This window comes from Mycobacterium sp. NPDC050853, assembly GCF_040653875.1.
Taxonomy (GTDB): Bacteria; Actinomycetota; Actinomycetes; order Mycobacteriales; family Mycobacteriaceae; genus Mycobacterium.
In genome coordinates this window covers 58,793-83,575 of sequence record NZ_JBFAGW010000002.1, presented here as the reverse complement: position 1 = coordinate 83,575, position 24,783 = coordinate 58,793, and the positions used below count along the sequence as shown (strand labels likewise).

The window sequence follows — 24,783 nt, the reverse complement described above, 5'->3', positions numbered from 1 at the left end:
AGGCGGATAGTGGGCACCTATAACGATTCCGACCGTGAACGCGTCGTCACCGAAGCACCCAAGACGGCGGCCGTCGCTGGATACCCAGCCATCCCGACCGCGCAGTCTCAGGACTACCGGACCGATTTCGCGCGGGACCGCGCGCGGGTGCTGCACAGCGCCGCGTTCCGCCGTCTCGCCGACAAGACGCAGGTGGTGGGCCCGCGTGAGGGTGACACGCCACGAACCCGGCTGACGCATTCCGTGGAGGTGGCGCAGATCGGGCGCGGTATCGCCACCGGGCTGGGTGCCGACCCGGACCTGGTGGACCTGGCCGGGCTGGCGCACGACATCGGCCATCCGCCGTACGGGCATAACGGCGAGCGCGCGCTCGACGAGGTGGCCGTGGACTGCGGTGGGTTCGAGGGCAATGCCCAGAACCTGCGCATCCTCACCCGGCTGGAGCCCAAAATTGTTGACGGTGAAGGCAACAGCGCAGGCCTCAATCTCACCCGGGCGTCCCTGGATGCCGCGACGAAGTACCCGTGGCTGCGCCCGCCGGGCGGCGGAAAGTTCGGGGCCTATGACCAGGACGCGACGGCCCTGGATTGGGTGCGTGCGGGAGCGCCGCCACGGCGTCGCTGCCTGGAGGCACAGATCATGGACTGGTCCGATGATGTCGCCTACTCGGTGCATGACGTCGAGGACGGGGTGATTTCCGGGCGCATCGATCTGCGGGTACTGGCATCACCCGGCGAGGCGCAGATACTGGCTGAGCTCGGTGTGAAGTCCTTCGGAGGCCTCGAGCAGGGACCGCTGGAAGAGGCGGCGGCACGGTTGGCCACCATGCCGGTGGTCGCGGCCATCGGCCCATATGACGGCACTCTGACTGCGTCGACGAACCTCAAGCGGCTGACCAGTGAATTGGTGGGCCGGTTCGCCTCGGCCGCGATCGGGGCCACCCGGGGGGTGGCCGGCGGCGGATCGCTGATCCGGTTCGAGGCCGAGCTGACCGTGCCCGATGTGGTGGCCGCCGAGGTGGCGGTGCTGAAAATGCTTGCGTTGCAATTCATCATGTCCGATCCCCGGCATATCGCGGTGCAGGCACGTCAGCGTGAGCGCATCCACCGGGTGGCGCAGTGGCTGGCCGCGGGGGCTCCGGCCACGCTGGATCCGGTGTTCCTGCCCGCGTTCGAGGCCGCCGCGGACGACACGGCCCGCACCCGAGTGGTGGTGGATCAGATCGCCTCGTACACCGAAAGCCGGCTTGAGCGGGTGGACCGCGATAGCCAGGGTGTGCAAGCCAGCTGGGCCTGACGGCGCGGTTGGTTAAGCTGGCCCGATGGCCGGCCGGATTCCTGATCGCGATATCGCGGCGATCCGTGAGCGCACCCGGATCGAGGACATCGTCGGCGACTACGTCCAGCTCAAACGCGCGGGTGCCGACTCACTCAAAGGGCTGTGCCCGTTCCACGACGAGAAGTCGCCGTCCTTCCATGTGCGGCCCAATCACGGCCACTTTCACTGCTTTGGATGTGGTGAGGGCGGCGACGCGTACACCTTTATCCAGAAGATCGAGCACGTCAGCTTCGTGGAGGCCGTCGAGCGGCTGGCCGACCGCATCAGCTACACCATCAATTACGAGGGTGGCGGCACCGCGGTGCAACGCGACCGTGGCACTCGGGCCCGGCTCGTCGCCGCCAATGCGGCCGCACAGGAGTTCTACGCCGCGGCACTGGATTCGCCCGAGGCGGCACCGGCGCGCCAGTATCTGACCGAACGCAATTTCGACGCCGCCGCGGCCAAGCAGTACGGCTGCGGATTCGCGCCCGCCGGGTGGGACACCCTGACAAAGCATTTGATGCGCAAGGGGTTCGAGTTCAAGGAGCTCGAAGCGGCAGGCCTGTCCCGGGAGGGGCGCCGCGGTCCGATGGATCGGTTCCACCGGCGGCTGCTGTGGCCGATTCACGCCAGCAGCGGAGAGGTGATCGGCTTCGGGGCTCGCAAGATCTTCGATGACGACACCATGCCGGGCAAGTACGTCAACACCCCGGAAACCATGCTGTACAAGAAGTCTTCGGTGTTGTTCGGTTTGGATCTGGCCAAGCGCGATATCGCCAAGGGGCACCAGGCCGTGGTCGTCGAGGGCTACACCGACGTGATGGCCATGCACCTGGCCGGAGTGACTACTGCCGTGGCGTCCTGCGGTACCGCGTTCGGTGATGAGCACCTGTCGATGCTGCGGCGGCTGATGATGGACGACTCGTACTTCCGCGGTGAGCTCATCTACGTGTTCGACGGGGATGCCGCCGGTCAGGCAGCTGCCTTGAAAGCCTTTGAGGGAGAACAAAACCTGGCGGGTCAGTCGTTTGTGGCGGTCGCCCCGGACGGAATGGATCCCTGCGATCTGCGGCTGAAGTCGGGGGATGGGGCGCTGAGCGATCTGGTCGCGCGGCGAATCCCGCTTTTCGCCTTCGCGATCCGGTCGGCGCTGGCGGAGTCGGACCTGGAGATCGCCGAGGGGCGTGTCGACGCGCTGCGACGGTGTGTGCCGATGGTGGCCAAGATCAAGGACCCGACGCTGCGCGACGAGTACGCCCGGCAGCTGGCCGGGTGGGTCGGTTGGGACGATGTGGCCCAGCTGCTGGCGCGAGTGCGTGAGGAGGCCGGTAAGGCGGCGAAGGGCGGTTCCGTATCGCCCGATCGTCGGGCCCGCAGCTCCGAAACCACGGCGCCGAAGGTCACCATGCCGGACCCCAAGGACCCCACACTGTCTCCTCAGCGGGAAGCCCTCAAGGCTGCACTGCAGTTCCCTGCCTTGGCCGGACCGGTGTTCGATTCACTGCCCGCCGAGAGCTTCACCCATCCCGGGTATGTGGCGGTGCACGCCGCGATCGAGGCTGCTGGGGGCACCGCCGCGGGAGTCGTCGGTGCGGAGTGGACCGACAAGGTGCGTCAGAGCGCGTCGTCCCAGAACCAGGTGACGTTGATCAATGCGCTGACCGTCGATGCGATCCAGGTGGACAGCGACGAGCGGCTGCCGCGGTACATCGGATCGGTGCTGGCCAGGCTGCAGGAGGTGTGGGTCGGGCGGCAGGTCGCCGAGGTCAAATCCAAGCTGCAGCGGATGTCACCGGTGGAGCACGCCGACGAGTACCACGCCTTGTTCGGCGATCTGGTGGCGCTGGAGGCGTATCGACGCAGCCTGCTGGAGCAGGTCAGCGGGGACGATCTGTCGGTGTAGTGCGCTACTTGTTGTCGAGCTGAGGCTCGGGCTCCAAGATCATGGTCGTCTCATCGATCGATGTGAGCTCCACCATGTGCGGGTCGGGGGAGAGCTTGTCGGCGAGCCTACGACGACTGAGCTCGATCATTTTCTTGGTGGCGGGGCTGCCGGTGACAGCCTCGTACCCCTTGACGATCTGCTCGTATCGGCGGCGTCCGGCCTTCGCGCCCAGCACGTAGCCAGCCGCCAGCACTAACAAAACCCGAATCACGGAAACCCTCCACCAACGAACGAAGTTCTCCCTATCCTGCCTGACGCACCTGTGAGCGGCTGAGCCAGGACTCACACGGCGACGTGACCAGGCGCACCGAGGGGAACCGACTTGGCTTTCACCCCCACCCGTACGCTAAAGTCATGCCTCGGTTCGCCTCACAACCAATGCGAACCAGATAGTCCCCTGTAGCTCAATTGGCAGAGCTTCCGACTGTTAATCGGACGGTTCTTGGTTCGAGTCCAAGCGGGGGAGCCACCAGCACATATTCTGAGAAACCCGGTGTAGCGCGAGGTCTAGCTACCCGGGTTTTTTCGTGTCGCCGATGCGAGACCCTCGGGGTCCATGCGAGCACATGCGTGCGAGCACTTGCGAAGCCCGCCGGGCGGTTGCCAGGCTGATCCTTTGGTCATCGGACGGCGTCTTCGCACTCGGTTGATTTTGTTGAAGATTGATGGAACCGGATCGAGTCCCGTGCCGTCGTATCTAGATAAATGCCAGTTGTGACGATGAAACGTGAGGTGGGCGACGTGGGTGATTACAAGTTCGACATCAACGGCATGGATCCGAAGGCTCGCGCTGATGCGGCTGACGCCGCAGGCAAGATCTTGCACATGTCAGAGAACGCGGGGCATATCCAGGCGGCCGACATGCTTCGGGCCCGCGACCACTTCGACAAAGCGCTAGGGGACTGGGGTGAGGCTCCCAGCATGGAGGGGTGGGGTGATTTGCCTACCGGCCAGGATGTGGGCAAGCAATACCGCGATTCGCATGAGGTGACGCGGGGGCTGTTGACCTCGATGCGGGCGACGTGCCAGCAGATGGCCGATCATTTCCTCGCGATGGAGATGCTGTACCTGAACACCGAGGAACGCAACGGTCGGCGCTTCAATCCCTACAAGGACGGCACGACCACGGTCGGGTACTGATGCCTACCACTCCTTATCCCGTACGCCTGACCACTGTGGCCGCGATTGTGACCGTCGTCGTTTCTGCGTGCGGTACGACGACCGGCGGTATCGCCACGACTGCGCCCTCGATCGCGGGTTCGTCGTTGACGAGTACGACGGTCAGCAATTCGTTGACGGTTCCGCATCCGCCTCCGAATCAGTACAACGACGGGACCACGTTCGATCCGTGCCTGGCCTTCACCGCAGAGGAACTGCGGAGCTGGGGCGTCAAACCCGAATCCGTGGAGGAACGCGGCGCTCCCGACCGAATACTGCGAGGCTGCAGGTGGAATGGTGATGGCTGGTTCGTCTATATGGGTGTGATGAATCGTCCGGTGTCGGATTATCTGAATCACGACAATTTTCCGGGCAGCCAGCCGATTCAAGTCGGTGGGCTGGATGGTGTGATGTACCAAAAAACCGGTACCGCCCTGCCTGACTGTTGGGTCGAGTTGCCTTCGCAGCGTGCGTCTGTGGGGACTCTGGTGAGCATTCTGGATCCGAAGCTCGGCCCGCAGGCCGTGCCGGATACCTGTGCGAAGGCGGTGGCGGTGGCCACCGTTGTGGCTGGGAAGCTACCGAAGTGATGAGGGAGGCATAGTTATGGCTGATGACAGTTGGCCGTCACGGAATTTCGATGAGATCACGCAAAAGCTCAACGGCGTTCAAGCGGCGGTAGCGCACGATCTGAGTGGTCGCTATAAGGCGATGGGTTCGGAGGCGAGTCAGGCGAATGCGGCAGTGCAGGAGGCACGCAATCGGCTCAACGACGACCGGTTTTGGTCCGGCGAAGGGCCGTCGGCCGCACACACCAACCTAGATTCGTTCTACAAGACCGTCGCCGATCCAGATTCCGGGCTGCCCGCGCTGGCCGACAAGATCAGTACGACGCTCGATCAGGATGCCGATGTACTGACGCAGGCGCACAATGTGCCGCAGAGTCATTCGCGTCCCAACTCCAAAGCCACATTGGAAGAGTGGAACAAGGCGACCGAGGAAATGCGTGCCGATGCTCAGCGTCTGTACACCTCACCGTTGGATGTGCAGCGGCCCAAGGTCTCTGATGTCGGCAAGAGCAAGGATACGGGGTCGTTCCCGGTGGATCCGGGTTCCCGTGGTGACGGCGGCGGCAAGACAGACACAGGCGGCGGCGAGGGTCAGAAACCTCAATCACCGTCCCCCTCAGATGGTTTGGCGAGCAAGGACACCAAACCGCAACTCGCGTCTGGGGATGGTCAGCAAGCTGGCGCTGGCCAAGGCCAGGGCGGTGGGCAAGGCAGCGGTTCCGGCGGTGGTCAAGGATCTGGATCGGGTGGCGGCTCGGGCTCCGGTGGTGCGGGTTCCGGGTTTGGTTCTGGCTCTAAGGATTCCGGGTCGGGATTGCCGGTGGGTGGTACGACGGCTGCCGGGTTCTCGCCGTCGGCGACCGGTACCGGGACGGGTGTCGGTGCGGGCACGGGCGGGCCTGGCGGTCTCAGTGCGTTGCGTGGTGGTGCAGGGCTTCCCGGTGGTGCCGCAGGTGGTGGCGGCGGGGTGAATCCTGCGGCGATGGGTGCTACGGGTGTGCGCGGTATGGGGCCGATGGGCATGATGGGCGGCGCCGGCGGGCATGGTCGCGGCGGTAAGGGTGAAGACGACGAAGATCACGAGACTCCGAGCTTTTTGATCAACGTCGACAACGGCAACGAACTGTTTGGCGAGTCGATCAAGGCGTCCCCCGGCGTGATTGGTGACTGGACCGAGAGCGAGGCCGCCGAGAAGAAGGCCCGTGAGGCTGAGATTCGGCGCTATAAGTCCATGGGCTGGGACGTGAAATTCGAGTGAAAACGTTAGCAGCGCAGCCGGTTATCTAGGGGAAAGGGTAGCGCGTGGGCGACCGGTTGCATGTCGACCCGGTGGATATGTTGTTGTCCTCGGATCGTCTGGCCACGTTAGAGCGTGAGCACAAAGAGGTACACACCGCGGCCAATGACACCCTGAAGTTTGCGGCGTCCAAATGGATTGGGACCTCTGCGGCGGCACTGCAAGGCAAGCTCGGTTTCCTGCAGCAGATCTCGGCGAATGTTGAACACGAGCTGGAGCACAACAGCAAGGCGCTGCGCCAGATCGGGCACGAATTCGAGCGGACCGACGAAATGAGTGCAGAGCGCATTCTCGTTACCCGGCAAGGGCGCTGATGGCGATCACACTTGCCGATATCGAGAGGCTGGAAGTCGAAACGATCCGCGATGCGGCCAAGGCGTTGGATAAGCAGGCCGCCTCGATGGATGAGACCAAATCGGGGATCGGCAAGCTGCCGATTCAAGGCCGGTGGACTGGCATCTCTGCAACTGCAGCATTCGGCAATCTCGATAGTCTCGGCAAGTTCATGACGATACATTCTGATGATTACCGGGCCGCGACTAAGGGAATATCCGGCGCCGCAGATGGATTCGATGGCGCTCAGCAGCTCCTGAGAAGTGTCGATGCGTATGCGGCCGACCACGGGTTCCGGCTCGACAAGTCCAGCGGTACCGTCACCGCGCTAAAGGACAATCACGACCCCTCTGATATGGAGTACATCGTCTCCACTGCCAAACAAGTCCTGGCGGCCGGGGAATCTTCTGATGCGCAGTTGACCCGCGCGGTCGGCTTGCTTGATGGACCGGCCGGTGACTCCGACGCAGGTAGCGGGCCGTGGATTCTGGACAAGGCCAAGGAACTTGCCAAGCCAGAAGAGTTTACTCGCTGGTGGAATTCACTGACCGAGGAACAAAAACAAGATGCCTACAACCGCGATCATTTCATCGGGAACCACCCGGGTATGCCGACCGAGGACAAGACACGCTTCAACGAACGTCACCTCCCTGAGTTGACCCACGCTGCCCAAGCCAACGTCGATACTCTGCGCTCCCAACACCCCGACTGGGCTGACGGGCACCCTCCTACCAACAAAGCCGCGGCTGAGTACCGTAATTGGAAAGAGCAGTGGGACAACGCCAATCACACACTTGCAGGGTATAAGCAGGTCGGCAAGTCGTTGGAGTCCCCAGATGGCATGCGCCGTTACCTGAGCTACCTTGACGACCAGGGACACGCGGCGACGTCGATCAACAACCCCGACAATGCCAAGCGGATCGCCACCTACATCCCCGGGACCGGACAAGACCTCGCCCGCCTCGAATACAGCACCGAAAAATCCGAAAGGATGTACTGGGCATCGCGAGAAGCAGATCGCAGCTTGCGCCCCACCGATGTGTCGGTGACAACCTGGATGGGTTACGACCGACCGATGAGCCTCCCGGATGCTTCATCGACGAGTTACGCGCACAATGGCGCACAGGCACTCGATGACTTCCAAGCCGGATTACGTGCATCGCATAACGACGCCGCGACCGGAGGGCAAGCAATCCAGACCGTCATCGGACACAGCTACGGCTCAACCCTTCTCGGCGGTGCGGCCACCGACGGGCATCATTTGGATGCCAACAACGTGATCACCGTGGGAAGTCCCGGCGTGCTCGCCCAACACGCAAGCGACCTCAACTTGGCACCTGGTGCGAACGTCTTCTCCACCCGCGCGGAGAACGACATCATCGGCGTCGTCACCTACGCGAGCCTTGGCCCAGACCCCATGGGTGCCCAATTCGGCGGCATCCCATTCGAGGCCTCACCAGGACCGGCGGGCCCATTCGGCACCCCCACAGTCGACGCGCACAGCAGCTATTGGGATAAGGGAAACCCGGCGTTGGCCAACATGGGCAAGATCATCGCCGGACGCACCGATGTCACACCGCCGAGTTACGTACCATGATCAAACCCATGAAACGAGCCGCTGTCGCTGCCTTCGCCGTTGTTGTGGTGGCATGCTCTCACGGCCAGCCTGCTGACCCGCTCGGACCGTCCACACCATCCGGTGCAACCCCCATCCCCGGAGGACCCATGGAACCCACACCTACAGCCAAGAACCCGAAAATCCCTGCCAGCCAACAAGAAGCACAAGACACCGTGCTCAGGTACCTGCAGCGGACCGTCGATGCTCTTCCTAAGGGCGCAGCGCTAGACAGCAGTGACGCGCAGGGTGGCAGCAATTTGTCCTGTGACGACGATTTCGCGGGGCCAGGTCCCGGGCCAACCCAGTATGACGTGACGACTCACGTCACGTCACCAGCCAACGTCACGCCTACGGAGGTCGTTGCGAATATCGGTGATGTTTGGAGGAGTTGGGGTTTGAAGGTGATAGAGCGCAACGAGTTCGAAAAGCCCAATTGGTTTGCATACGCTGAAGACGGTTACCGGCTTCAAATCGAAATTGCCCATCCCGCCAACTACCCGCCGACGTTGACCGTCATATCTCCGTGCTTCCCCGGGGACCTCCGGGACGGCAACCTCGCACGCAATCCCGCAGTGATCACGCAATCAACCCCAACGAACTAAGTCGGGGAACATGAACAAGCCGCAGCCCCAACTAGATCCGCCGCGGTTAGAGCTGGCTGCAGGTCTGTACGACATGGCGGCCTGGCAGCTCGAGGTGTTTCTCGATGATGCTGCCGAATACGGGATTTCACCGCGGGACGCCGCGTCCGTGCAGGCGCTCGTCGACCTGATCAGGTGGCAGGCGGAGGGCTATCGGCGCTTCGCCGTGACGACGCGCGCCGATGCGGAGATAGTCGCCGCCTACTTCGCAGGGCGGCCCGTCGTCCCGAACACGGCAGCAGCTTTCGAGGCATCAATCAGCCGACCCGAAGCCCCACCCTTCCCGCGGCAGTCCACCACGATCGATTACCTGCTGCTGCGGCCTGTGCGCGACTCGCTCGGAGAGGCACACGCGGTCCTTTCCTGCGGTAATGATGCAACCCTGGCGTATGCGGCGAAACAGGCTGCGGCCCTTTACTCCTGGTGCCATCCGCCGCTGTCGGTGTAAGGTTCGGAAACTTTCAACATAGTTGAAAATTGTTGGAAACGAATCAGTCTCGGGTGACGTCGTACTAGATGTCAGCAGATCCCCGACTGCAGGAGCGTTCAACAATGAGCGGCCAAACCGAGAGAACCGATTATTCGCGTTCGCCTGTTGAGACGTTGTCGAGGTGGTCGACGGCTTCGGGCTGGAGATGCAGATTCGAAGTGCCTGGCCCTGAACCCTGCCGTCCGATACCTGTCAGGGCTGTGCATCTTGCGCAGTTTTGCGCAGGTGCGAATTTCTGTGTCAATTACACAATCTGCGCACCTATACAACGAATAGGTGCGCTAAATACCTTGATATACAGCCGATTTGGAATTCAGGGTGTTGTGCTGACGTCAATCATGTGCTTCGATCTGCGACAGAAGGCCTGGCAAAAATTCGAGGCCTCTTCGGGTGTGATTTCATCGGCCCATGACCGAAAGACCGTTCGTCTTGGACAGTTCCGATCTGCCCGGCCCTTCGGAAGCCGTCTACGGGAAGCCCCATCCACCAACCGGCCCATCCGTCACGCTGCCCACATAGTTCGCACGGTCGGTCACCATCAAGGATCGGTCAAGTCTCCTGGCCCGCGGTAGAGCTCTGCCAGTGAGTGGCACGTTTGGCGGCGACGGCTTGCTGACTGCGGCCGAGGCGATCGGCGGTTTGTTCCACGGATATCGATTCGTGGAGGGCGATAGCGAGTTCTTTGTCGGTCCATGGCCTGTTTCGGGGTTGCTGGGCAGGGTCGTGCCGATTCCGGTGCGTATGACGGATTTTCGCCACGGATGACGCGGTGCGCCCCAACGCCAGTGCAGCCTCGATTGTGTTCAGCGACATATCGCACGCAATCGCGATGTCCTCGTCGATGACGGGTTCTTTCGCCCGAATCGCCTTGGCCCCGGTAATCTCTGCGACCTTGACCCTGCGGGCCTGCCGGATTTCGTTATGTCGCTCCCGATGGGCCGCGTGATGCACCGCGTTCCGGGCCGCCTTCTGCACCCTCGCTTCTAATGGCCTCTGCGCCGCCCAGGCCCGCTCGTGTTTCCGCTGCGCCTGCACACACGGCTCACAACGACACCCGTACGTGCGCCACGCGTAGGCTGTGCCGTGCTTGCCTTCAGGAACCGGCAGGCGGCTCAAACGATCCTTGGTGCGCATTACCCGTATCGTGCCCACCGTGCGCCCCAATTGCTCAGCGGCCTGCTTCACCGGCACCGATGCGTCCAGCGCCACCGCTTGCTCCGCATCAGAGAACGCGCGACCCACAATACGGCTCCTGCTTCTACAAATCGAATAGTCAGTAGCTCCTCTATGCCACTTTCTCGGTACATATGGTAAATCGTCTTACCGGATGCGCATAGCCATTCTGGGTACAGCCCCGCGTTGTCACTGAATTAGGAATAACTTTGACGGCTCGGTACTTGTTTTTAGCGCTAGGATCAGCGCACGAAACCTTAGTAACATCGGGATTTCGGATATTGATGCAATATGCGTTATCCCACGCTAAATCGAGGCAAGCTGTCCACTGGCCACCTTCTGGTTTAGTGCCATAGAAGGGTCGATCAGCATCTCCACACTGGTCCGGTGTCAGCACCCGCTGGATTACCGTATATGTATGCTCCCTGGAGCCACAATCAACCACGGTCAACGACGCTGCAGCGTTCGGCCCTGAAACGTTCACACATGCACGCACGGGAGCAATCGATTGACCATCATCAGTCAAAGCAGAAGGCCAAGGAAACTGACCAGGAACACTATCCAAGTTTAGTTTGACGGACTCGTAACCATGTTGGTCGCCATGATTAACCTGACGTGCATTGTCTGAAGAATTACCTCCGGCACATCCCGACAATATTGCAACAGCGAGCACTATCCATACGCGCATTAGAAGTGATCTCATTCCTTACTGGAAAACATTCATATAACTGCACACCCGCCAAGAGCCGTCTATCTTGCTCATCCGAAACAGCATGGGCATTACTACGCCTTTGGATTCCACGTCGCGAGATATGTCCGCGAGCACGGCCGCTTTATCCTCGCTGGCGACTACCTCGGGGTCTGTGAATACTTGCCGTCCACGTCCGGGTGCAATATCTAAGACTTTGGTGTCGCCTGTACCGCTGTCGAAGGATTCCAATGCTTTGCCGCACAACTTGGTTCTGACGAGTTTCTCGTCGCCGTCATCACGCGCACCGAGTGCATCGGTGAGCGCCTGAACAGCTTTCCCGGAGGAATCCACCTTTACGTCTGTTCGAGTACTGCTGCTATAAACACCGACGCCGATTCCGAGCGCAGTGAACGCAATCGCTGTCACGATTAAGTAAGCCCAGAGTCTGGAAGCCTTTTCCGGCACCTTACATCTCCCTATCGTTACCATATTGAGTCGAGCACGACGGAGGACATGACTGCGGCCACCGAAATAAATGGCAGCGTCCCGTAGAGAATATAACTCACTGGGAGGAGCGAATCCTTGCGCCTTCCTAGTCTGCAAACAATAACGTTGCTCACCGAAACAGAAATTGCTGTGAAAATAGCGGAGCTCACCCGGATGCCATTTTTGATGTCAAGGTATTCGCTTTCGATCGTTTGAGATGCGCTAAAACTGACCAGTGCAATTATTGGAGTGGCCACCGCGACAGCACCGAATCCACTGGCCAGGATAGACTTCCCGAACTCGACTGTTGAACTACGCGTTATTCGCACTATCACAAACGGGACTACGGCAACAAGAAAGAAGTATATACCTGCGACATAGGACCCTACCATTCCGCGTCCTCTCCTGCTATTTCCATTTCAAGAAGCATTCTTCTACGAAAGCTTTCGGTGGGCCAACAAAGTAGTCAACGGCCAATTTATATACTTCTATTGCAGCCTTCGCGAGTTCCCCGCTTTTAACTAGCGCCCAAGCGAAAGCCACGACACCTCCGCCCGATCCTGCCGTCGCCGCCTTTATCTTGCCTATCTGCTCTACAAATTCCTTTACTGCCTTGACAATTACTGGCCCAGCTTTCTCTGTCAGCTTGACAATTCCCGCCCCTATGCCGCCTGGAACAGCATAGGTGAGACCTAGATCGGCGACAGCCCAGGCGCAGCGCCCAATTTGTTTTGTTCTCTCCACCCAACTTTTACCTTCCCCAGGAGACTCTTGAGGTGGGCAACATCCGTTGGTATCGGTAACAACAGGGTCTTGCCCTGGCCCGCTTAGAAGGCTTCCGGCCCCGCCAGCCCTACTGACGAGAGCTTTTGCAAGTTGCCCAGATGTCGCGTTCGCCAATTGCTGGCATTGTTGTTGCCGTTGGTTGAGTTGTTGAGTGTCTTGGTCCTGTTTGTTCTGCGGTTGCTGTTCTTGTTGCTGGTTCGGCTGCTGTTGTTGCGGCTGCTGCCCCTGCTGCGGCGAATTCTGTTGTGGTGCTTGGTAATCGGGGTTGGCTTGGCCAGGTCCTTGCGTGTAAGGGGTGGCGGTCTGGTAATCGGGGATCTGACTTCCATGTTGCGGCTGCTGATTGCCTGGCTGTTGTTGCGCGCCTTGCTGACCGCCTTGCTGTGGCGCACCCTGCGCGCCCGTGTTGTAGATGGAAATTCCGTTGTCCTGATTCAACGGTGGCTGGTTGCCGCCCTGATAATCGGGCATCTGACCAGGCATTTGAGGCGGCTGAAATTGGGAACCCCCGCCGTCAGTCATGCCGCCAGAGGGTCCCGGCGGGCCGGTCGGGTCCGCAGCCGCTGTCTGGACAGTGGAAAACCCGGTGCCAGGCATCGTGTGGTCGCTGGCGACCTTCGCCCCGCCGATAGCGAGAGCCACTATGGCTGCCACTGCCGATACCTTGCGCAAACCTGGTGACATGCGCCAACGATCACTCATAACCACGTGTAGAAGACCCTCCCGCTCCTTGCCTCACGCGTGTCGCGCGTGTAGCTGCTGCTTGGAGCATGGCAGATCGCACCAGGATATGTCTAGAGAACCATGTTTGCTGGATCAAGTCCGAGGGCGCGGTATCGGCATTGAATCTGTGAGTAACCTGTCACCACCTGGCAATATGCTGAACTTGATGTCAACCACGGGTGGCGAACCTCGCCCTCAGCTACTTATCCGGGTTCTGGGAGTGTCTTACGAGTTCGGCGTGGTGTTGCTCGATGAGTTGATGGATTTCCTACGCTTGGCGCCATTGCAGCTCGTCGAGAGTCCCGGGTTGGTCTTGGCGGCGCACAAGGGTGATCCGGTTGCGTACTTGTTTGGTGGCCCGGCGCTGATCGGCCAGTAGCCGTGCGTGGTCCCCACCGGCCAAGGCTTCCGGGTACTGGTCAGGGCGCACGCAAAGGGGGGCGAATGTACGCGTGGTGCTTACCTCAGGGCCGCGGCGAGGCGTCCGCCCAGCGCGCTGAGGGTGTGCGCGTCGCCTCGGATGCCGGGTTGCCAGGGCAGCTGTAGCCGGTCCTTGGACCTGTCGCGGTAGCGAGGAATCACGTGCAGGTGAAAGTGGAACTCTGTCTGCCACGCATCGGATCCGCAGCAGTTGAGCAGGTTCACACCGTCCGCACCCAGTTCACCGATCACGGCCTTGGCAATCCGCTGTGCCGCCAGGGTCACCGCAGTGAGATCGTCACCGGGTATCTCGAGCAGATCCTTACTGTGCCGCTTGGGAATAACGAGCAGATGCCCCTCGGTGGCGGGGTTGATATCCATGAACGCGTAGGTCGTCGCATCCTCGGCGACCTTCACGCTGGGGAGGTCGCCGGAGAGGATGCTGCAGAACACACACTGATCGTCAATCACGGCCCCACCCTAACCAGTGTGAAGCCGATCATGATCACGGAAACCGGCGAATCCGGAGCTATTCTGGAGTCATGAAGCGACCACGAAATGTGGCGCGAATTCTCTGCTCCGTGTTTATAGCCGGGGCTCTGGCTTCAGCGCCATTTGTGCTCCCCGATCGGGGAACTGATACCGCCCAGGCGACTGTCTGTGCCTCCGCCGGATTCACCACCAGATGCGAGGGCGTACCGAGTTCGGCTGGGTATGGTTACGGCTACTACCCGCCCGGTGCGTACTGGGGAGCGCCGGGCTACCCGCCCCTGGCCGGGGCGGGCATCCCGGTCCGGCCTATCCCTTGACGGCGTTGACGGCCTTCACAAAGACATCGGACAGATCGTTGCGGTCGATGTCACCCATACCCGACACCGTCACGGCGTGGTGGTCGTCGAGCTGCGCTGAGTAGGTCGTCTGCTCCATCGATTGCTCCATACCGGGAGCGCTGACCTTGATAGAGGTGGCGGTACCGGTCGTCTTCACGCCGTCGATCGCAGGCGCCTCGATCTTCTCGCCGGTTCCCTCAGCCATGCCCGCGAGCGACAGCGTGAACTTGTCGCACTCTCCGCCGCTGGTGTCTTCGGGAATCGCGTTGACCGTCTCGATCGCGGCCGCGATGATCATGTTCTTCGACATCGGGTTCGCGGGGTCGCCGCCCTTGGTGCCGGTGACGCCTTGCATCGAGGTCCCGGTGACCTTCGGCATCGCGCCTAGCATCTTGTCGGCGCACGCCTGGGGCGTGAACGTGGCCTGCTCGAAGACGCCCTTCATTTGATCGAGCATCTGCTGGGTCACCGTGGTCTTGGGCTGCACCGTCGCGGTGTACCCGGCGGGGAACTGGTCCTTGATGGTGTCGATCTTGGCGATATCGATGCCGCTAGCGGCCGCCGCGGTGCTGGTGGCGCTGCTTGCGGAGGAGCCCGCGGACTCGTCCTTCTTGTCGTTGTTCGAACACGCCAGCAGCAGTCCGCCGGTCAGCACGACGGTGCCGATAGCGGCGAGTGAGCGATTCATGTTGGTAATTCCCCTCTGAGCAGTGCGAATTCAGGAGCCTGGACGTAGATTCAAACATCGTGGCACTCGACGGCTCTACGGGATCTGCCGAACTACCGCATGAATTTGACCATACGCACCCGGATGTGTCCGGGGGATGGTTGCGCGCGGCCACCTTCGGCGCCATGGACGGTCTGGTTACCAACACGGCGCTGGTCGCCGGTGTGGGTGCCAGCGGGCTCGATACCCATGCGATCGTGCTGACCGGTGCCGCCAGCCTGGTGGCGGGTGCGTTCTCGATGGCGCTGGGTGAATTCACATCGGTGTCGACGTCCAATTCGCAGATCGAGCATGAGGTGAGCGTGGAACGTCGCGCCATCCAGCTGCATCCCGAGGCCGAGAAGCAGGAGCTGATGGCCATGCTCGGCGATATCGGGCTCTCGCCACAGACGGCCGCCGCGGCCGTCGACGAGATCCATCAGGACGAGAACACGGCGGTGACAATTCACCTCACCCGAGAGCTCGGGATCAACCCCAACGACACCCCGTCGCCATGGGTGGCCGCAATTTCCTCGTTCCTGACTTTCTCGGTGGGTGCGGTGGTGCCGCTGATCCCGTTCCTGTTGGGATTCGCGTCACTATTGGCCGGTTTGGCCTGCGGAGGGGTGGGTCTGTTGATCGCCGGATGGGTCGCCGGGCGTTTCACGGCGCGATCTCCGTGGCTGAGTGCGTTGCGGCAGTTGGCTTTTGGTGCCATCGCAATCGGCGCCACCTACGTGATAGGGCATCTGATCGGCGTCGCGGTGAATTAGCGCGCCACCCCGCGAACCTGAGAATGTGCTGAGTACGGGCTGGTCGGCTGGCAGAATTGTGAAGTGAATTTCGCCAGGGTGCCCCTGAAACCCGATGAATTGGCTCAGGCGGCCGTCATGGCCGCGCTCACCGCTGCCATGGTCATCGTCGGGATCACCCTGCCGATCTTCGGCGCACTGCAACTGCTCGGCGCCATTCCCATGGGTCTGCTGGGTTATCGCTATCGCATCCGCGTGCTGTTGGCCGCGGCGGTGGCCGGTGGTGTCATCGCGTTTCTGCTCGCCGGGCTCGGCGGATTGATCGCCATGGGCAATTGCGTCTACATCGGTGGCCTTACCGGCGTGGTGCGCCGTCGCGGTCACGGGATGCCGGTGCTGACGGTGCTCGGGGTCATTTGCAGTGCGATCATCGCGGGTCTGGCGGTCGGTGCACTGGCCCTGTTGAACCGAATGCGCAACTTGATCTTCGATGCCCTGCGCGCCTCGCTGGAGGGCCTGTTCAAGATGATCGGCCACCTGCCGCATCTGGAAACCGTTGGTGTGCACGCGACGAGCGCCATCGACTACGCAATACGCAACTGGGTGTGGTTCATCGGCGGCATCATCTTCGCGTTCACGTTCTTGTCGACGATGTTCGGCTGGTGGGTGCTCTCCCGGGTGATTCGGCGACTGTCGGTGATTCCCGATGTGCACCAACTCGATCCGCCGGTATTGACCGGCGAGGTGGGGCCGGTGCCCGCCCGCCTGCGGGAGGTGAGTTTCCGCTATCCGCGCGGTGAATCCGATGCGCTGGCGCCGCTCTCGATGAACATCGACGTCGGTGAGCATGTCGCGATCACCGGCCCCAACGGTTCGGGTAAGAGCACCTTGATGCGTATCCTGGCTGGGCGTGAACCCACCTCCGGCGAGATCGAGCGGCCGGGATCGGTGGGGCTCGGCGCCATCGGCGGCACCGCAATCGTCATGCAGCACCCGGAAAGTCAGGTGTTGGGCACGAAGGTTGCCGACGATGTGGTGTGGGGTCTGCCCGCCGATCATGAGGTCGATATCGACGGTCTGCTGCGCGAGGTCGGCCTGGAGGGGATGGGTCAACACAGCACCTCATCCCTCTCGGGTGGGGAGCTGCAACGCCTGGCGGTGGCGTCGGCGTTGGCGCGCGACCCTGCACTGCTGGTGGCCGATGAGATCACTAGCATGGTCGATCCGCAGGGGCGCCAGGATCTGCTGGGAGTGCTGTCGCGGCTCACCGATCAGCACCGAATGTCCCTGGTGCACATCACGCATTTTCAGTCCGAGGCCGCTGCCGCGGACCGCGAGATCGCCCTGCGCGCGGTCAACGGGAAGAGCGCGCGCACCGCGATTCAGACCGTTCCGGTGCCCACCACCACGCCTGCGAGACTCGACGTCGAAGCGCCTGTCGTTCTCGAGTTCGACGCCGTCGGCCACCAGTACGCCAGCGGAACCCCCTGGACGAAGACGGCATTGCACGAGGTGTCGTTGACCGTGCACGAGGGCGACGGTGTGCTCATCCATGGCGGTAACGGTTCAGGAAAGTCGACGCTCGCCTGGATCGCAGCGGGTCTCACCAAACCGACGTCGGGGCAGTGCCTGTTGGATGGCAAGCCGGTATCGGATCAGGTGGGGTCGGTGGCCATCTGTTTTCAGGCGGCCCGGTTGCAACTGCTGCGCAGCCGCGTCGACTACGAAATTGCTTCGGCGGCAGGGTTTTCAGCTCGTGACACCGACCGCGTCGTCCAGGCTCTGGCCCGCGTCGGACTCGATGCCGACCTCGTCAAGCGTCCCATCGACCAGCTCAGCGGTGGTCAGATGCGTCGCGTGGTGCTGGCCGGGCTGCTGGCCCGTTCCCCGCGTGCCCTGATTCTCGATGAGCCGCTGGCGGGTCTGGATGCCGAGTCGCAGGCGGGCCTGCTGCGGCTGCTGATTGAGGTGCGAGAGCGTGAGAGGCTCACCATCGTGGTGATCTCGCATGACTTCGATGGCATGCAGGATCTGTGTCCGCGGACGGTGCATCTGCAATCCGGTGTGCTGTTGCCGGAGTCAGTGGCGTCGGGGGATCGGTCATGACAACACGTGCTCCGCGCCGTCCGGTGGTATTGCTACGCCCGGTCCCCGGTACTTCGACGATCCACGAGCTGTGGGCGGGTACCAAACTTATTGCGGTATTTCTTATTTCGGTGCTGTTGACGTTGTTCCCCACCTGGACGGCGATCGGCGCGGTGGCCGGGATAGTGGTCCTTACCGCGTGGTTGGCGCATATCCCGCGCGGAGCGGTGCCCACCATTCCGCTCTGGATGGTGGCCTTGGTGATCGGTGGCAGCCTCACGGTGTTCTTCAGCGGAGGGCCGCCCTTCTGGCATATCGGCGGGCTGACCATCGGATTCCACGGTGTGCTCGCGGTGGCTCGGACGACCGCGGTCGCGATGGTGCTGCTCGGTGCGGGAGCGATGGTGTCGTGGACGACGAATGTCTCCGAAATCGCACCCGCCGTCGCGGTGCTGGGGCGACCGTTGAAGGTCTTCGGGATTCCGGTCGACGAGCGTGCAGCCACGCTGGCATTGTCGCTGCGATCATTCCCCATGCTTTTCGACGAGTTCCGGGTGCTGATCGCAGCCCGTAGATTGCGCCCGCCTCAGGTGCGCGAAGGGCGACGCGGGCTGAGCTGGGTGGCCGAGGTTGTCGACTTGATCACTGCTGCAATCACCGTCGCCTTGCGGCGAGCCTCGGAGATGGGGGATGCCATCACGGCACGCGGTGGCACCGGACAGATCGCGGCGCATCCGGCGCGGCCCGGTCTGCGGGATGCGGTCGCCCTGCTGGTAGTCATTGCGATCGGGACCGCGGTCGTATTGTTCGAGGTGCTGTAGCGCGGGACTTGATGTCGAGTGTGCGGATTGCGTCGATTTTCGGCTGACTTTCGACACCATTGGCACACTCGGCGCGGGGCTACCGCTCGAGAGCCCTGTTCGCGGCGTGCTGTGCCTGCTGTAGCGCGGTGTGAACATCGAGGCGGCCCAGGAACATCTCCGCGAAATACGGTTTCAGCGCGGCGAATCCGGCCCCGAATCCTTGGCCACCCGGGGCCGCGATCTGTGCACCGTTCAACACCTCGAAGAACAGGCCGACATCGACACCCTTGTCGGCCCAGTGCTGAAGGTATGGCTCGCGTGCGGTCAGCACGGCGGGTATGGCCGAGCCGCTGCGGCCCAAGAATGAGTTGCCGTCGGTGCTGCCCATCCAGGCCAGCACCCTCTTGACGGCTTCGGGATGCGGTGAGGACGAGTTCGCGGCGGCCACGATGCCGTTGGTAACGCTGACGCGGCCCTCCGGGCCCGCCGGCATCATCGCCACACCCCAGGGGAAGGTCGCGTTCTGTTGGATCTGGGCCAGGTTGTAGGTGCCCGACTGAAAGAGCGCCATCCGTCCCTGCAGGAATTGGTTGCGGGAGAAGTCGTTGTTGTCGTTGGTATCGGCGGCCGACGGCGACACCTTGTCGACGTTGATGAGGTCGACGAGGTATCTGAACGCCATCTCGGCCTGGGGATTGGCGAACGCGAACTTGTCGTCCTGCTGGAAGACGGCACCCGCCGATCCCAGGTAGTTCAGGTAGATGCCTTGTAAGTCGTTGGCGGCGTTGTATGCCCAGTGTCCGGGCCCGGTGAGCCGGTGCAGCATCGGGCGCAGGGTGTCGACGGCGGGGTCGGCGTCCCACCGTAGATCCGCGAGCTCGTCCGGGTCGACCTGCGCCTCGTCGAGCAGGTTCTTGTTGTAGTACAGGGCAATCCCGGCGTCGCTGAGCTGGGGGACACCCCAGAGCTTGCCTGCTCGGGTGAACTGCGTGACGACGGACGGATCCCAGTCGGCTTGCGGGTCAACGGGGATCAGATTGCCGGTGTCGGCGTAGTCGGACAGGTAGGCGTTACTGAGCCAGAAGATGTCGTCGGCGCCGTGCCCGGCCACATCGGTGCGCAGGGAGTTGAAGTAGCCCGCATAGGACGTCACCGTGGTCACCACGGTTATGTCGGGATTGCGCCGGGTGAACTCATCGAACGAGCTGCGGTAGGCGTTGGCCACCTGCTCATCCCACACCCGCACGGTGACAACCGTTTTCCCATGCGGTGTCTTGGGAATCCCGAGCCATGCCGCAAGTCCGAAGAGCAGCAGGGCGACCAGCCCGAGGGTGAGGACGGCGCGGGTGGAAGATTTCATCACTTGAGTCCGGACAGGGTGATGGAACGGACGATGTACTTCTGGAATGCCACGAAGAGGATCACCAGCGGCACGGTCGCCACGGTGGTCGCCGCCATGACGATGGGCCACTGCGCATTGAACTGGGATTGCAGCCCGGCCGTCGCCACGGTGAGCACCCGCCAGGTGCCTCCGCTGGTGATCACCAACGGCCACATGAAGTTGTTCCACTGGGAGACCACGGTGATGAGGGTCAGCGTGATGAGGATCGGACGGCTTATCGGAACCACCACATGCCACAGGATGTCGAGGGTGTTGGCGCCGTCGAGGCGGGCCGCCCGAATCAGGTCGTCGGGAATGGTGCGGAAGTGTTCACGCAGCAGGAAGATCGCATAGGGCGAACCGAACATGAACGGGATGACCAATGCCCAGAACGTGTTCCGCAATCCGACCTGAGTGAGCATCAGATACATCGGCACCACGGTCACTGTCGCCGGGATCATCAGCGTGGCCAGATACACCCAGAACAGTCCGTCGCGTCCCGGGAATTGCAGGCGCGCAAAGGCGTATGCGGCGAGCACGGAGAACGTCAGTTGACCGATCACGATGATCGCCGTCATCAACACCGTCACCAGGGCCGCGCGCCCGAACCCGGCATCGGCCAGGCCGGTGTAGTTGGCGACCATGAACGGATTCGGCGCCGCCAGCGGAGAATCGGTGGCGAACTGCCGCGTCGACTTCAGTGATGCCGAGACCGCCAACAGGAACGGGCCCAGCGTGATCGCGGCGCCGACGGTCAGCAGCAGATACACCAGAGCATTCCTAGACCAGGTCATAGCTCACCCGGGTCCGGAAGTAGCGGTGCTGAATCACCGTGATGGTGACCAGGATCAGGAACAGGATCAGCGACATGGCGGCCGAGCGTCCGACATGGGCAGACTCGAACGCCTCGGCGTACACGCGGTGCGCGGCCAGGTCGGTGCGGTTCTGCGGGCCGCCGCTGGTGAGCGCGTACACGGTGTCGAAGGTCTGCACCGCGCTCACCACACCGGTGACAAGGACGAAGAAGAACGTGGGCCGCAGCATCGGCAGGGTTATCCGGCGGAACCGCTGCCACGACGTCGCGCCGTCCACCCGGGCGGCGTTGTGCACATCGCCCGGGATGGCCAACAGACCCGCCATGAAGAACAGCGCCACGTAGCCGACGTTGGTCCACACACTGACCGTCGCCACCACCGGCAGCGCCAGGTTCGGGTCGGTGAGCCATTCGATGCGTTGCCCCAGCAGCGCGTTGATCGCACCATCGGTGGGCGCCAGCATCCAATGCCACAGCACGCCGATGGCCAGCGGCGCACAGATCCACGGGATGACGTAGATGGTCCGGAAGAGCACGGTGCCGGGCAGGCCGCGCACCAGCAGCGTCGCCGCAGCCAGCCCGAGCGCCGTCTGCACCGGAATCACCAGCGCCACGAAGACCAGCGTCACCAGCAGGGAATGGCCGAAGGCGCCATCGGAGAACACCGAACGCCAGTTGTCCAGGCCGACGAACTCGATGGGGCCCAGCAGATCCCAGCGGCACAGGCTCAGCCACATCACCACCAGGATGGGCAGCAGCAGAAACGCCGCCACCCCGAACAGGCTCGGGGCCAGCAGTCCGTACGCGACGGCTGTCTGCCGGGAGCGTGTCACTGGGACATTAAACCGTGGACAGCGTAGGTACGGTTGAGCGCGTGACTCGGTCCGTAGATCCTGATTTCCTGGCGCTACCCCGCGCCGAACTTGCCGACGCTGCCCTGAACGCGGCGCGCACCGCTGGCGCCAGCTATGCCGACCTGCGCATCCATCGGCTGATCAACGAGGAGCTGGTGCTCCGCGACGAGCAGGTGGAGACGGCGGTATCGGGACGCACCATCGGTTTGGCGGTGCGGGTGATCGTCGACGGCACCTGGGGATTCGCCTCCCACGTGCAGCTCGACACGACGGCCGCTGCCGAGACCGCGCGCCGGGCCGTGGCCGTCGCACGCGGACTGCACAGCCTGAACCGCGAACGCGTCGAGCTGGCGGCCGAGCTGGTCTATGCCGATGTTCAGTGGGTGTCCGAATACGAGATTGACCCGTTCGGGGTGCCGCAGGCCGACAAGATCGCGGTGCTGCAGGAGTATTCGGGGCGGCTGCTGGCCTCCGACGGGGTGGACCATGCCTCGGCGACCCTGACGGCGGTCAAGGAGCAGACCTTCTACGCCGACACCTTCGGCTCGTCGATCACCCAGCAGCGGGTCCGGGTCATGTCGCAGCTGGACGCGATCGCCGTCGACGCCGCTACCGGGTCCTTCGAAACCATGCGCACCCTGGCCCCGCCGATGGGCCGCGGCTGGGAAGCCATCGGTAGCGACGGGGTGTGGGACTGGAGCACCGAGCTGCGCGAGATCCCCGAGCTGCTTACCGAGAAGGTGAAGGCACCCAGCGTTGTCGCGGGCCCCACCGACCTGGTGATCGATCCGACCAACCTGTGGCTGACCATTCACGAATCCATCGGCCACGCTACCGAATACGACAGGGCCATCGGCTACGAGGCCGCCTACGCGGGCACCTCCTTCGCGACCCCTGACAAGCTCGGCACCATGAAGTACGGCTCGCCCGTCATGAATGTCACCGCCGACCGCAACGAGCGGCACGGGCTTGCCTCGGTGGGATACGACGACGAGGGGGTGGCCTCGCAGCGCTGGGATCTGGTGCGCGACGGCATCTTCGTCGGGTACCAGCTGGACCGTGTGTTCGCACCACGGCTGGGGCAGGAGCGCTCTAACGGCTGCTCGTACGCCGACTCGCCGCACCACGTGCCCATCCAGCGCATGGCCAACGTGTCGCTGCTGGCCTCCCCGGATGAGCGCAGCACCGTCGATCTGATCTCGGGCGTGGAGGACGGCATCTACATCGTCGGCGACAAGTCATGGTCAATCGATATGCAGCGCTACAACTTCCAGTTCACCGGGCAACGGTTCTTCCGCATCCGCGGCGGCAAGCTGGACGGGCAGCTGCGCGATGTCGCCTACCAGGCCACCACCACCGATTTCTGGGGGTCGATGGAAGCCGTTGGCGGGCAATCGACCTGGCGTCTGGGGGGAGCGTTCAACTGCGGTAAGGCTCAGCCCGGGCAGGTGGCGGCGGTGAGCCATGGCTGCCCGTCGGCACTGTTCCGCGGCGTCAGCGTGCTGAACACTAAGCAGGAAGGCGGTGCCGCATGATTCCCGCACAGCAGCTCGCCGAGGATGTGCTGGTCGAGGCCGCGCGCCGCGGCGGTGCCGATGACACCATCGTCTTGATCCAGGACAGCAGCGAGGCATCGTTGCGCTGGGCAGGCAGCTCCATGACTACCAACGGTGAGTCCGTCAAACGCGGCATCGCGGTGGTTTCTATTGTCCGGCAGGGGGAGCAGACCCGGGTTGGCTCGGTGCTCACCGAGGATGCCGATCCGGCCGCGCTCGCGGCTCTGGTGGCAGCCAGCCAGGCCGAGGCCGCGTCGGCACCCCCATCGCGTGACGCCATGCCGCTGCTGGGCCCCGGCGATACCGCGGGCGAGGCGTGGGATGCGGAGATCTCGCCCACCGGCGCAGACGTGTTCGGATCGCTGGCCGCTGACCTATCGACCGGCTTCGATGGTCCCGACACCTTGTACGGGTACGCCCGCCACGAGCGGCAGACCACCTTTCTGGCCTCGTCGACCGGGCTGCGCCGTCGGTTCACCCAGCCGACGGGGCAGGTGGAGATCAACGCGAAACGCGGTGTGGGCAGCGCCTGGGCTGGTGTATGCACTCCTGAATTTATCGATGTGCCAACGGAATCGCTGTTGCGTCAGCTCTCGGAGAGGCTGACGGCCGCGCAGAACCAGATCGAGCTTCCGGCCGGGCGCTACGAGACGCTGCTGCCGCCGTCGGCCACCGGGGATCTCATGCAGTACCTGGTGTGGACGATGGGCGGGCGCGGTGCGCACGAGGGACGCAACGCCTTCGCGGGTCCGGGTGGCACCCGAATCGGCGAGCGGCTCACCGACCTGCCGGTCACGGTCTATTCGGATCCGTCGTACCCGGGACTGCAGAGCAGCCCGTTCGTGGCGACCCCCATTTCGCGGGAATCGTTGTCGGTCTTCGACAACGGCGTGGGCATCGAGCGGGTCGACTGGGTGCGCGACGGCGTGATCAACGCGCTGAGCTACTCGCGCGCCGATGCGGCCGAATTCGATGCCGCGCCAACGGTGGGCGCCGATAACCTCATCATGACCGGGGGAGGCGGGGCGACGCTGGAGGAGATGATCGCCGCCACCGAGCACGGTCTGCTGCTCACCACGCTCTGGTACATCCGCGACGTGGACCCGACGACGCTGCTGCTGACCGGACTCACCCGCGACGGGGTGTACCTGGTGCGGGACGGTCAGATCACCGGCGCCGTCAACAACTTCCGGTTCAACGAGAGCCCGATCGACCTGCTGCGTCGGGTCACCGAGGTGGGTGCCACCGAGTACACGCTGCCGCGCGAGTGGAGCGATTACGCGACCCGGCAAGCCATGCCGGCGCTGCGGATCCCGGACTTCCACATGTCGTCGGTGAGCGCCGCCCAGTAG

General features: G+C 62.9%; 23 protein-coding genes and 1 tRNA gene. 15 read left to right on the top strand and 9 right to left on the bottom strand.

What is annotated here, in order from left to right; all coding sequences use genetic code 11:
• The first annotated feature begins 9 nt into the window (after positions 1-9).
• Positions 10-1,296 carry a deoxyguanosinetriphosphate triphosphohydrolase gene (locus AB0H22_RS08660; protein ID WP_358146293.1) on the top strand — a complete coding sequence of 429 codons (1,287 nt, stop codon included), beginning with the start codon at positions 10-12 and terminating at the stop codon, positions 1,294-1,296.
• Positions 1,297-1,321: 25 nt separating this feature from the next.
• Complete coding sequence (gene dnaG, locus AB0H22_RS08655; RefSeq protein WP_180751837.1) at positions 1,322-3,223, top strand: DNA primase; 1,902 nt, start codon at positions 1,322-1,324, stop codon at positions 3,221-3,223.
• A 4-nt stretch (positions 3,224-3,227) separates the two neighbouring features.
• Here the strand turns inward: dnaG and AB0H22_RS08650 are convergent, their stop codons facing one another.
• Complete coding sequence (locus AB0H22_RS08650; RefSeq protein WP_180751838.1) at positions 3,228-3,476, bottom strand: hypothetical protein; 249 nt, start codon at positions 3,474-3,476, stop codon at positions 3,228-3,230.
• Between the two features lie 182 nt (positions 3,477-3,658).
• Between AB0H22_RS08650 and AB0H22_RS08645 the strand changes: the two genes are divergently transcribed.
• From AB0H22_RS08645 to AB0H22_RS08615, 7 genes are all read left to right on the top strand, one after another.
• A tRNA-Asn gene (locus AB0H22_RS08645) sits at positions 3,659-3,734 on the top strand.
• A gap of 272 nt (positions 3,735-4,006) precedes the next feature.
• On the top strand, positions 4,007-4,405 hold the full coding sequence (locus AB0H22_RS08640) for a hypothetical protein (RefSeq protein ID WP_358146290.1): 399 nt from the start codon (positions 4,007-4,009) through the stop codon (positions 4,403-4,405).
• A complete protein-coding gene (locus AB0H22_RS08635; protein ID WP_358146288.1) occupies positions 4,405-5,013 on the top strand; it encodes a DUF3558 family protein in 609 nt (202 codons plus the stop codon). The genes AB0H22_RS08640 and AB0H22_RS08635 overlap by 1 nt, the downstream gene beginning before the upstream one ends.
• A 16-nt stretch (positions 5,014-5,029) precedes the next feature.
• Positions 5,030-6,250 (top strand): hypothetical protein, encoded by a 1,221-nt coding sequence (locus AB0H22_RS08630; protein ID WP_358146286.1) that lies wholly within the window; start codon positions 5,030-5,032, stop codon positions 6,248-6,250.
• A 44-nt stretch (positions 6,251-6,294) separates the two neighbouring features.
• Positions 6,295-6,603 carry a hypothetical protein gene (locus AB0H22_RS08625; RefSeq protein WP_358146284.1) on the top strand — a complete coding sequence of 103 codons (309 nt, stop codon included), beginning with the start codon at positions 6,295-6,297 and terminating at the stop codon, positions 6,601-6,603.
• Positions 6,603-8,219 carry an alpha/beta hydrolase gene (locus AB0H22_RS08620; protein ID WP_358146282.1) on the top strand — a complete coding sequence of 539 codons (1,617 nt, stop codon included), beginning with the start codon at positions 6,603-6,605 and terminating at the stop codon, positions 8,217-8,219. The genes AB0H22_RS08625 and AB0H22_RS08620 overlap by 1 nt, the downstream gene beginning before the upstream one ends.
• Positions 8,220-8,852: 633 nt before the next feature.
• Positions 8,853-9,329, top strand: a complete 477-nt coding sequence (locus AB0H22_RS08615) for a hypothetical protein (RefSeq protein ID WP_358146280.1) — start codon at positions 8,853-8,855, stop codon at positions 9,327-9,329.
• A gap of 591 nt (positions 9,330-9,920) precedes the next feature.
• On the opposite strand, the gene AB0H22_RS08610 is transcribed toward AB0H22_RS08615, so the two are convergent.
• The 3 genes from AB0H22_RS08610 to AB0H22_RS08600 form a co-directional block, all read right to left on the bottom strand.
• Positions 9,921-10,613: a hypothetical protein gene (locus AB0H22_RS08610; protein ID WP_358146278.1), complete on the bottom strand. Its 693-nt coding sequence runs from the start codon at positions 10,611-10,613 to the stop codon at positions 9,921-9,923.
• A 637-nt stretch (positions 10,614-11,250) separates the two neighbouring features.
• Positions 11,251-11,700: a hypothetical protein gene (locus tag AB0H22_RS08605; protein WP_358146276.1), complete on the bottom strand. Its 450-nt coding sequence runs from the start codon at positions 11,698-11,700 to the stop codon at positions 11,251-11,253.
• A 429-nt stretch (positions 11,701-12,129) separates the two neighbouring features.
• Entirely contained in the window at positions 12,130-13,029 is a 900-nt protein-coding gene (locus AB0H22_RS08600) for a hypothetical protein (RefSeq protein ID WP_358146274.1), read from the bottom strand.
• Between the two features lie 367 nt (positions 13,030-13,396).
• Between AB0H22_RS08600 and AB0H22_RS08595 the strand changes: the two genes are divergently transcribed.
• Positions 13,397-13,609 (top strand): hypothetical protein, encoded by a 213-nt coding sequence (locus AB0H22_RS08595; protein ID WP_358146272.1) that lies wholly within the window; start codon positions 13,397-13,399, stop codon positions 13,607-13,609.
• 80 nt (positions 13,610-13,689) lie between these two features.
• On the opposite strand, the gene AB0H22_RS08590 is transcribed toward AB0H22_RS08595, so the two are convergent.
• Complete coding sequence (locus AB0H22_RS08590) at positions 13,690-14,118, bottom strand: HIT family protein (protein WP_358146688.1); 429 nt, start codon at positions 14,116-14,118, stop codon at positions 13,690-13,692.
• Between the two features lie 330 nt (positions 14,119-14,448).
• Positions 14,449-15,168, bottom strand: coding sequence for a DUF5642 family protein (locus tag AB0H22_RS08585; RefSeq protein WP_180751845.1), 720 nt, complete (start codon positions 15,166-15,168; stop codon positions 14,449-14,451).
• A gap of 59 nt (positions 15,169-15,227) precedes the next feature.
• Between AB0H22_RS08585 and AB0H22_RS08580 the strand changes: the two genes are divergently transcribed.
• The 3 genes from AB0H22_RS08580 to AB0H22_RS08570 all read left to right on the top strand — a co-directional run bounded on the left by AB0H22_RS08580 (position 15,228) and on the right by AB0H22_RS08570 (position 18,844).
• Complete coding sequence (locus AB0H22_RS08580) at positions 15,228-15,959, top strand: VIT1/CCC1 transporter family protein (RefSeq protein WP_180751846.1); 732 nt, start codon at positions 15,228-15,230, stop codon at positions 15,957-15,959.
• Between the two features lie 84 nt (positions 15,960-16,043).
• Positions 16,044-18,044, top strand: a complete 2,001-nt coding sequence (locus AB0H22_RS08575; RefSeq protein WP_358146687.1) for an ATP-binding cassette domain-containing protein — start codon at positions 16,044-16,046, stop codon at positions 18,042-18,044.
• A complete protein-coding gene (locus tag AB0H22_RS08570) occupies positions 18,041-18,844 on the top strand; it encodes an energy-coupling factor transporter transmembrane protein EcfT (protein ID WP_358146268.1) in 804 nt (267 codons plus the stop codon). Before AB0H22_RS08575 ends, AB0H22_RS08570 begins: the two co-directional genes overlap by 4 nt.
• Before the next feature lie 79 nt (positions 18,845-18,923).
• Here the strand turns inward: AB0H22_RS08570 and AB0H22_RS08565 are convergent, their stop codons facing one another.
• From AB0H22_RS08565 to AB0H22_RS08555, 3 genes are read right to left on the bottom strand one after another with little or no spacing between them, the layout of a single operon-like run.
• A complete protein-coding gene (locus tag AB0H22_RS08565) occupies positions 18,924-20,186 on the bottom strand; it encodes a sugar ABC transporter substrate-binding protein (RefSeq protein WP_358146266.1) in 1,263 nt (420 codons plus the stop codon).
• Positions 20,186-21,001 (bottom strand): carbohydrate ABC transporter permease, encoded by an 816-nt coding sequence (locus tag AB0H22_RS08560; RefSeq protein WP_358146264.1) that lies wholly within the window; start codon positions 20,999-21,001, stop codon positions 20,186-20,188. The genes AB0H22_RS08565 and AB0H22_RS08560 overlap by 1 nt, the downstream gene beginning before the upstream one ends.
• Positions 20,988-21,854, bottom strand: coding sequence for a sugar ABC transporter permease (locus AB0H22_RS08555; protein ID WP_358146262.1), 867 nt, complete (start codon positions 21,852-21,854; stop codon positions 20,988-20,990). The genes AB0H22_RS08560 and AB0H22_RS08555 overlap by 14 nt, the downstream gene beginning before the upstream one ends.
• 41 nt (positions 21,855-21,895) lie before the next feature.
• Between AB0H22_RS08555 and AB0H22_RS08550 the strand changes: the two genes are divergently transcribed.
• Positions 21,896-23,410 (top strand): TldD/PmbA family protein, encoded by a 1,515-nt coding sequence (locus AB0H22_RS08550; protein ID WP_358146260.1) that lies wholly within the window; start codon positions 21,896-21,898, stop codon positions 23,408-23,410.
• Positions 23,407-24,783, top strand: a complete 1,377-nt coding sequence (locus tag AB0H22_RS08545; RefSeq protein WP_358146258.1) for a metallopeptidase TldD-related protein — start codon at positions 23,407-23,409, stop codon at positions 24,781-24,783. The genes AB0H22_RS08550 and AB0H22_RS08545 overlap by 4 nt, the downstream gene beginning before the upstream one ends.

Bases quoted from the DNA above. Each gene is read 5' to 3' on its own strand.
- AB0H22_RS08560 (WP_358146264.1), bottom strand. From the start codon at position 21,001: ATGACCTGGTCTAGGAATGCTCTGGTGTATCTGCTGCTGACCGTCGGC.
- dnaG (WP_180751837.1), top strand. From the start codon at position 1,322: ATGGCCGGCCGGATTCCTGATCGCGATATCGCGGCGATCCGTGAGCGC.
- AB0H22_RS08635 (WP_358146288.1), top strand. From the start codon at position 4,405: ATGCCTACCACTCCTTATCCCGTACGCCTGACCACTGTGGCCGCGATT.
- AB0H22_RS08620 (WP_358146282.1), top strand. From the start codon at position 6,603: ATGGCGATCACACTTGCCGATATCGAGAGGCTGGAAGTCGAAACGATC.
- AB0H22_RS08585 (WP_180751845.1), bottom strand. From the start codon at position 15,168: ATGAATCGCTCACTCGCCGCTATCGGCACCGTCGTGCTGACCGGCGGA.
- AB0H22_RS08600 (WP_358146274.1), bottom strand. From the start codon at position 13,029: ATGACTGACGGCGGGGGTTCCCAATTTCAGCCGCCTCAAATGCCTGGT.
- AB0H22_RS08570 (WP_358146268.1), top strand. From the start codon at position 18,041: ATGACAACACGTGCTCCGCGCCGTCCGGTGGTATTGCTACGCCCGGTC.
- AB0H22_RS08565 (WP_358146266.1), bottom strand. From the start codon at position 20,186: ATGAAATCTTCCACCCGCGCCGTCCTCACCCTCGGGCTGGTCGCCCTG.
- AB0H22_RS08595 (WP_358146272.1), top strand. From the start codon at position 13,397: ATGTCAACCACGGGTGGCGAACCTCGCCCTCAGCTACTTATCCGGGTT.
- AB0H22_RS08630 (WP_358146286.1), top strand. From the start codon at position 5,030: ATGGCTGATGACAGTTGGCCGTCACGGAATTTCGATGAGATCACGCAA.
- AB0H22_RS08615 (WP_358146280.1), top strand. From the start codon at position 8,853: ATGAACAAGCCGCAGCCCCAACTAGATCCGCCGCGGTTAGAGCTGGCT.
- AB0H22_RS08545 (WP_358146258.1), top strand. From the start codon at position 23,407: ATGATTCCCGCACAGCAGCTCGCCGAGGATGTGCTGGTCGAGGCCGCG.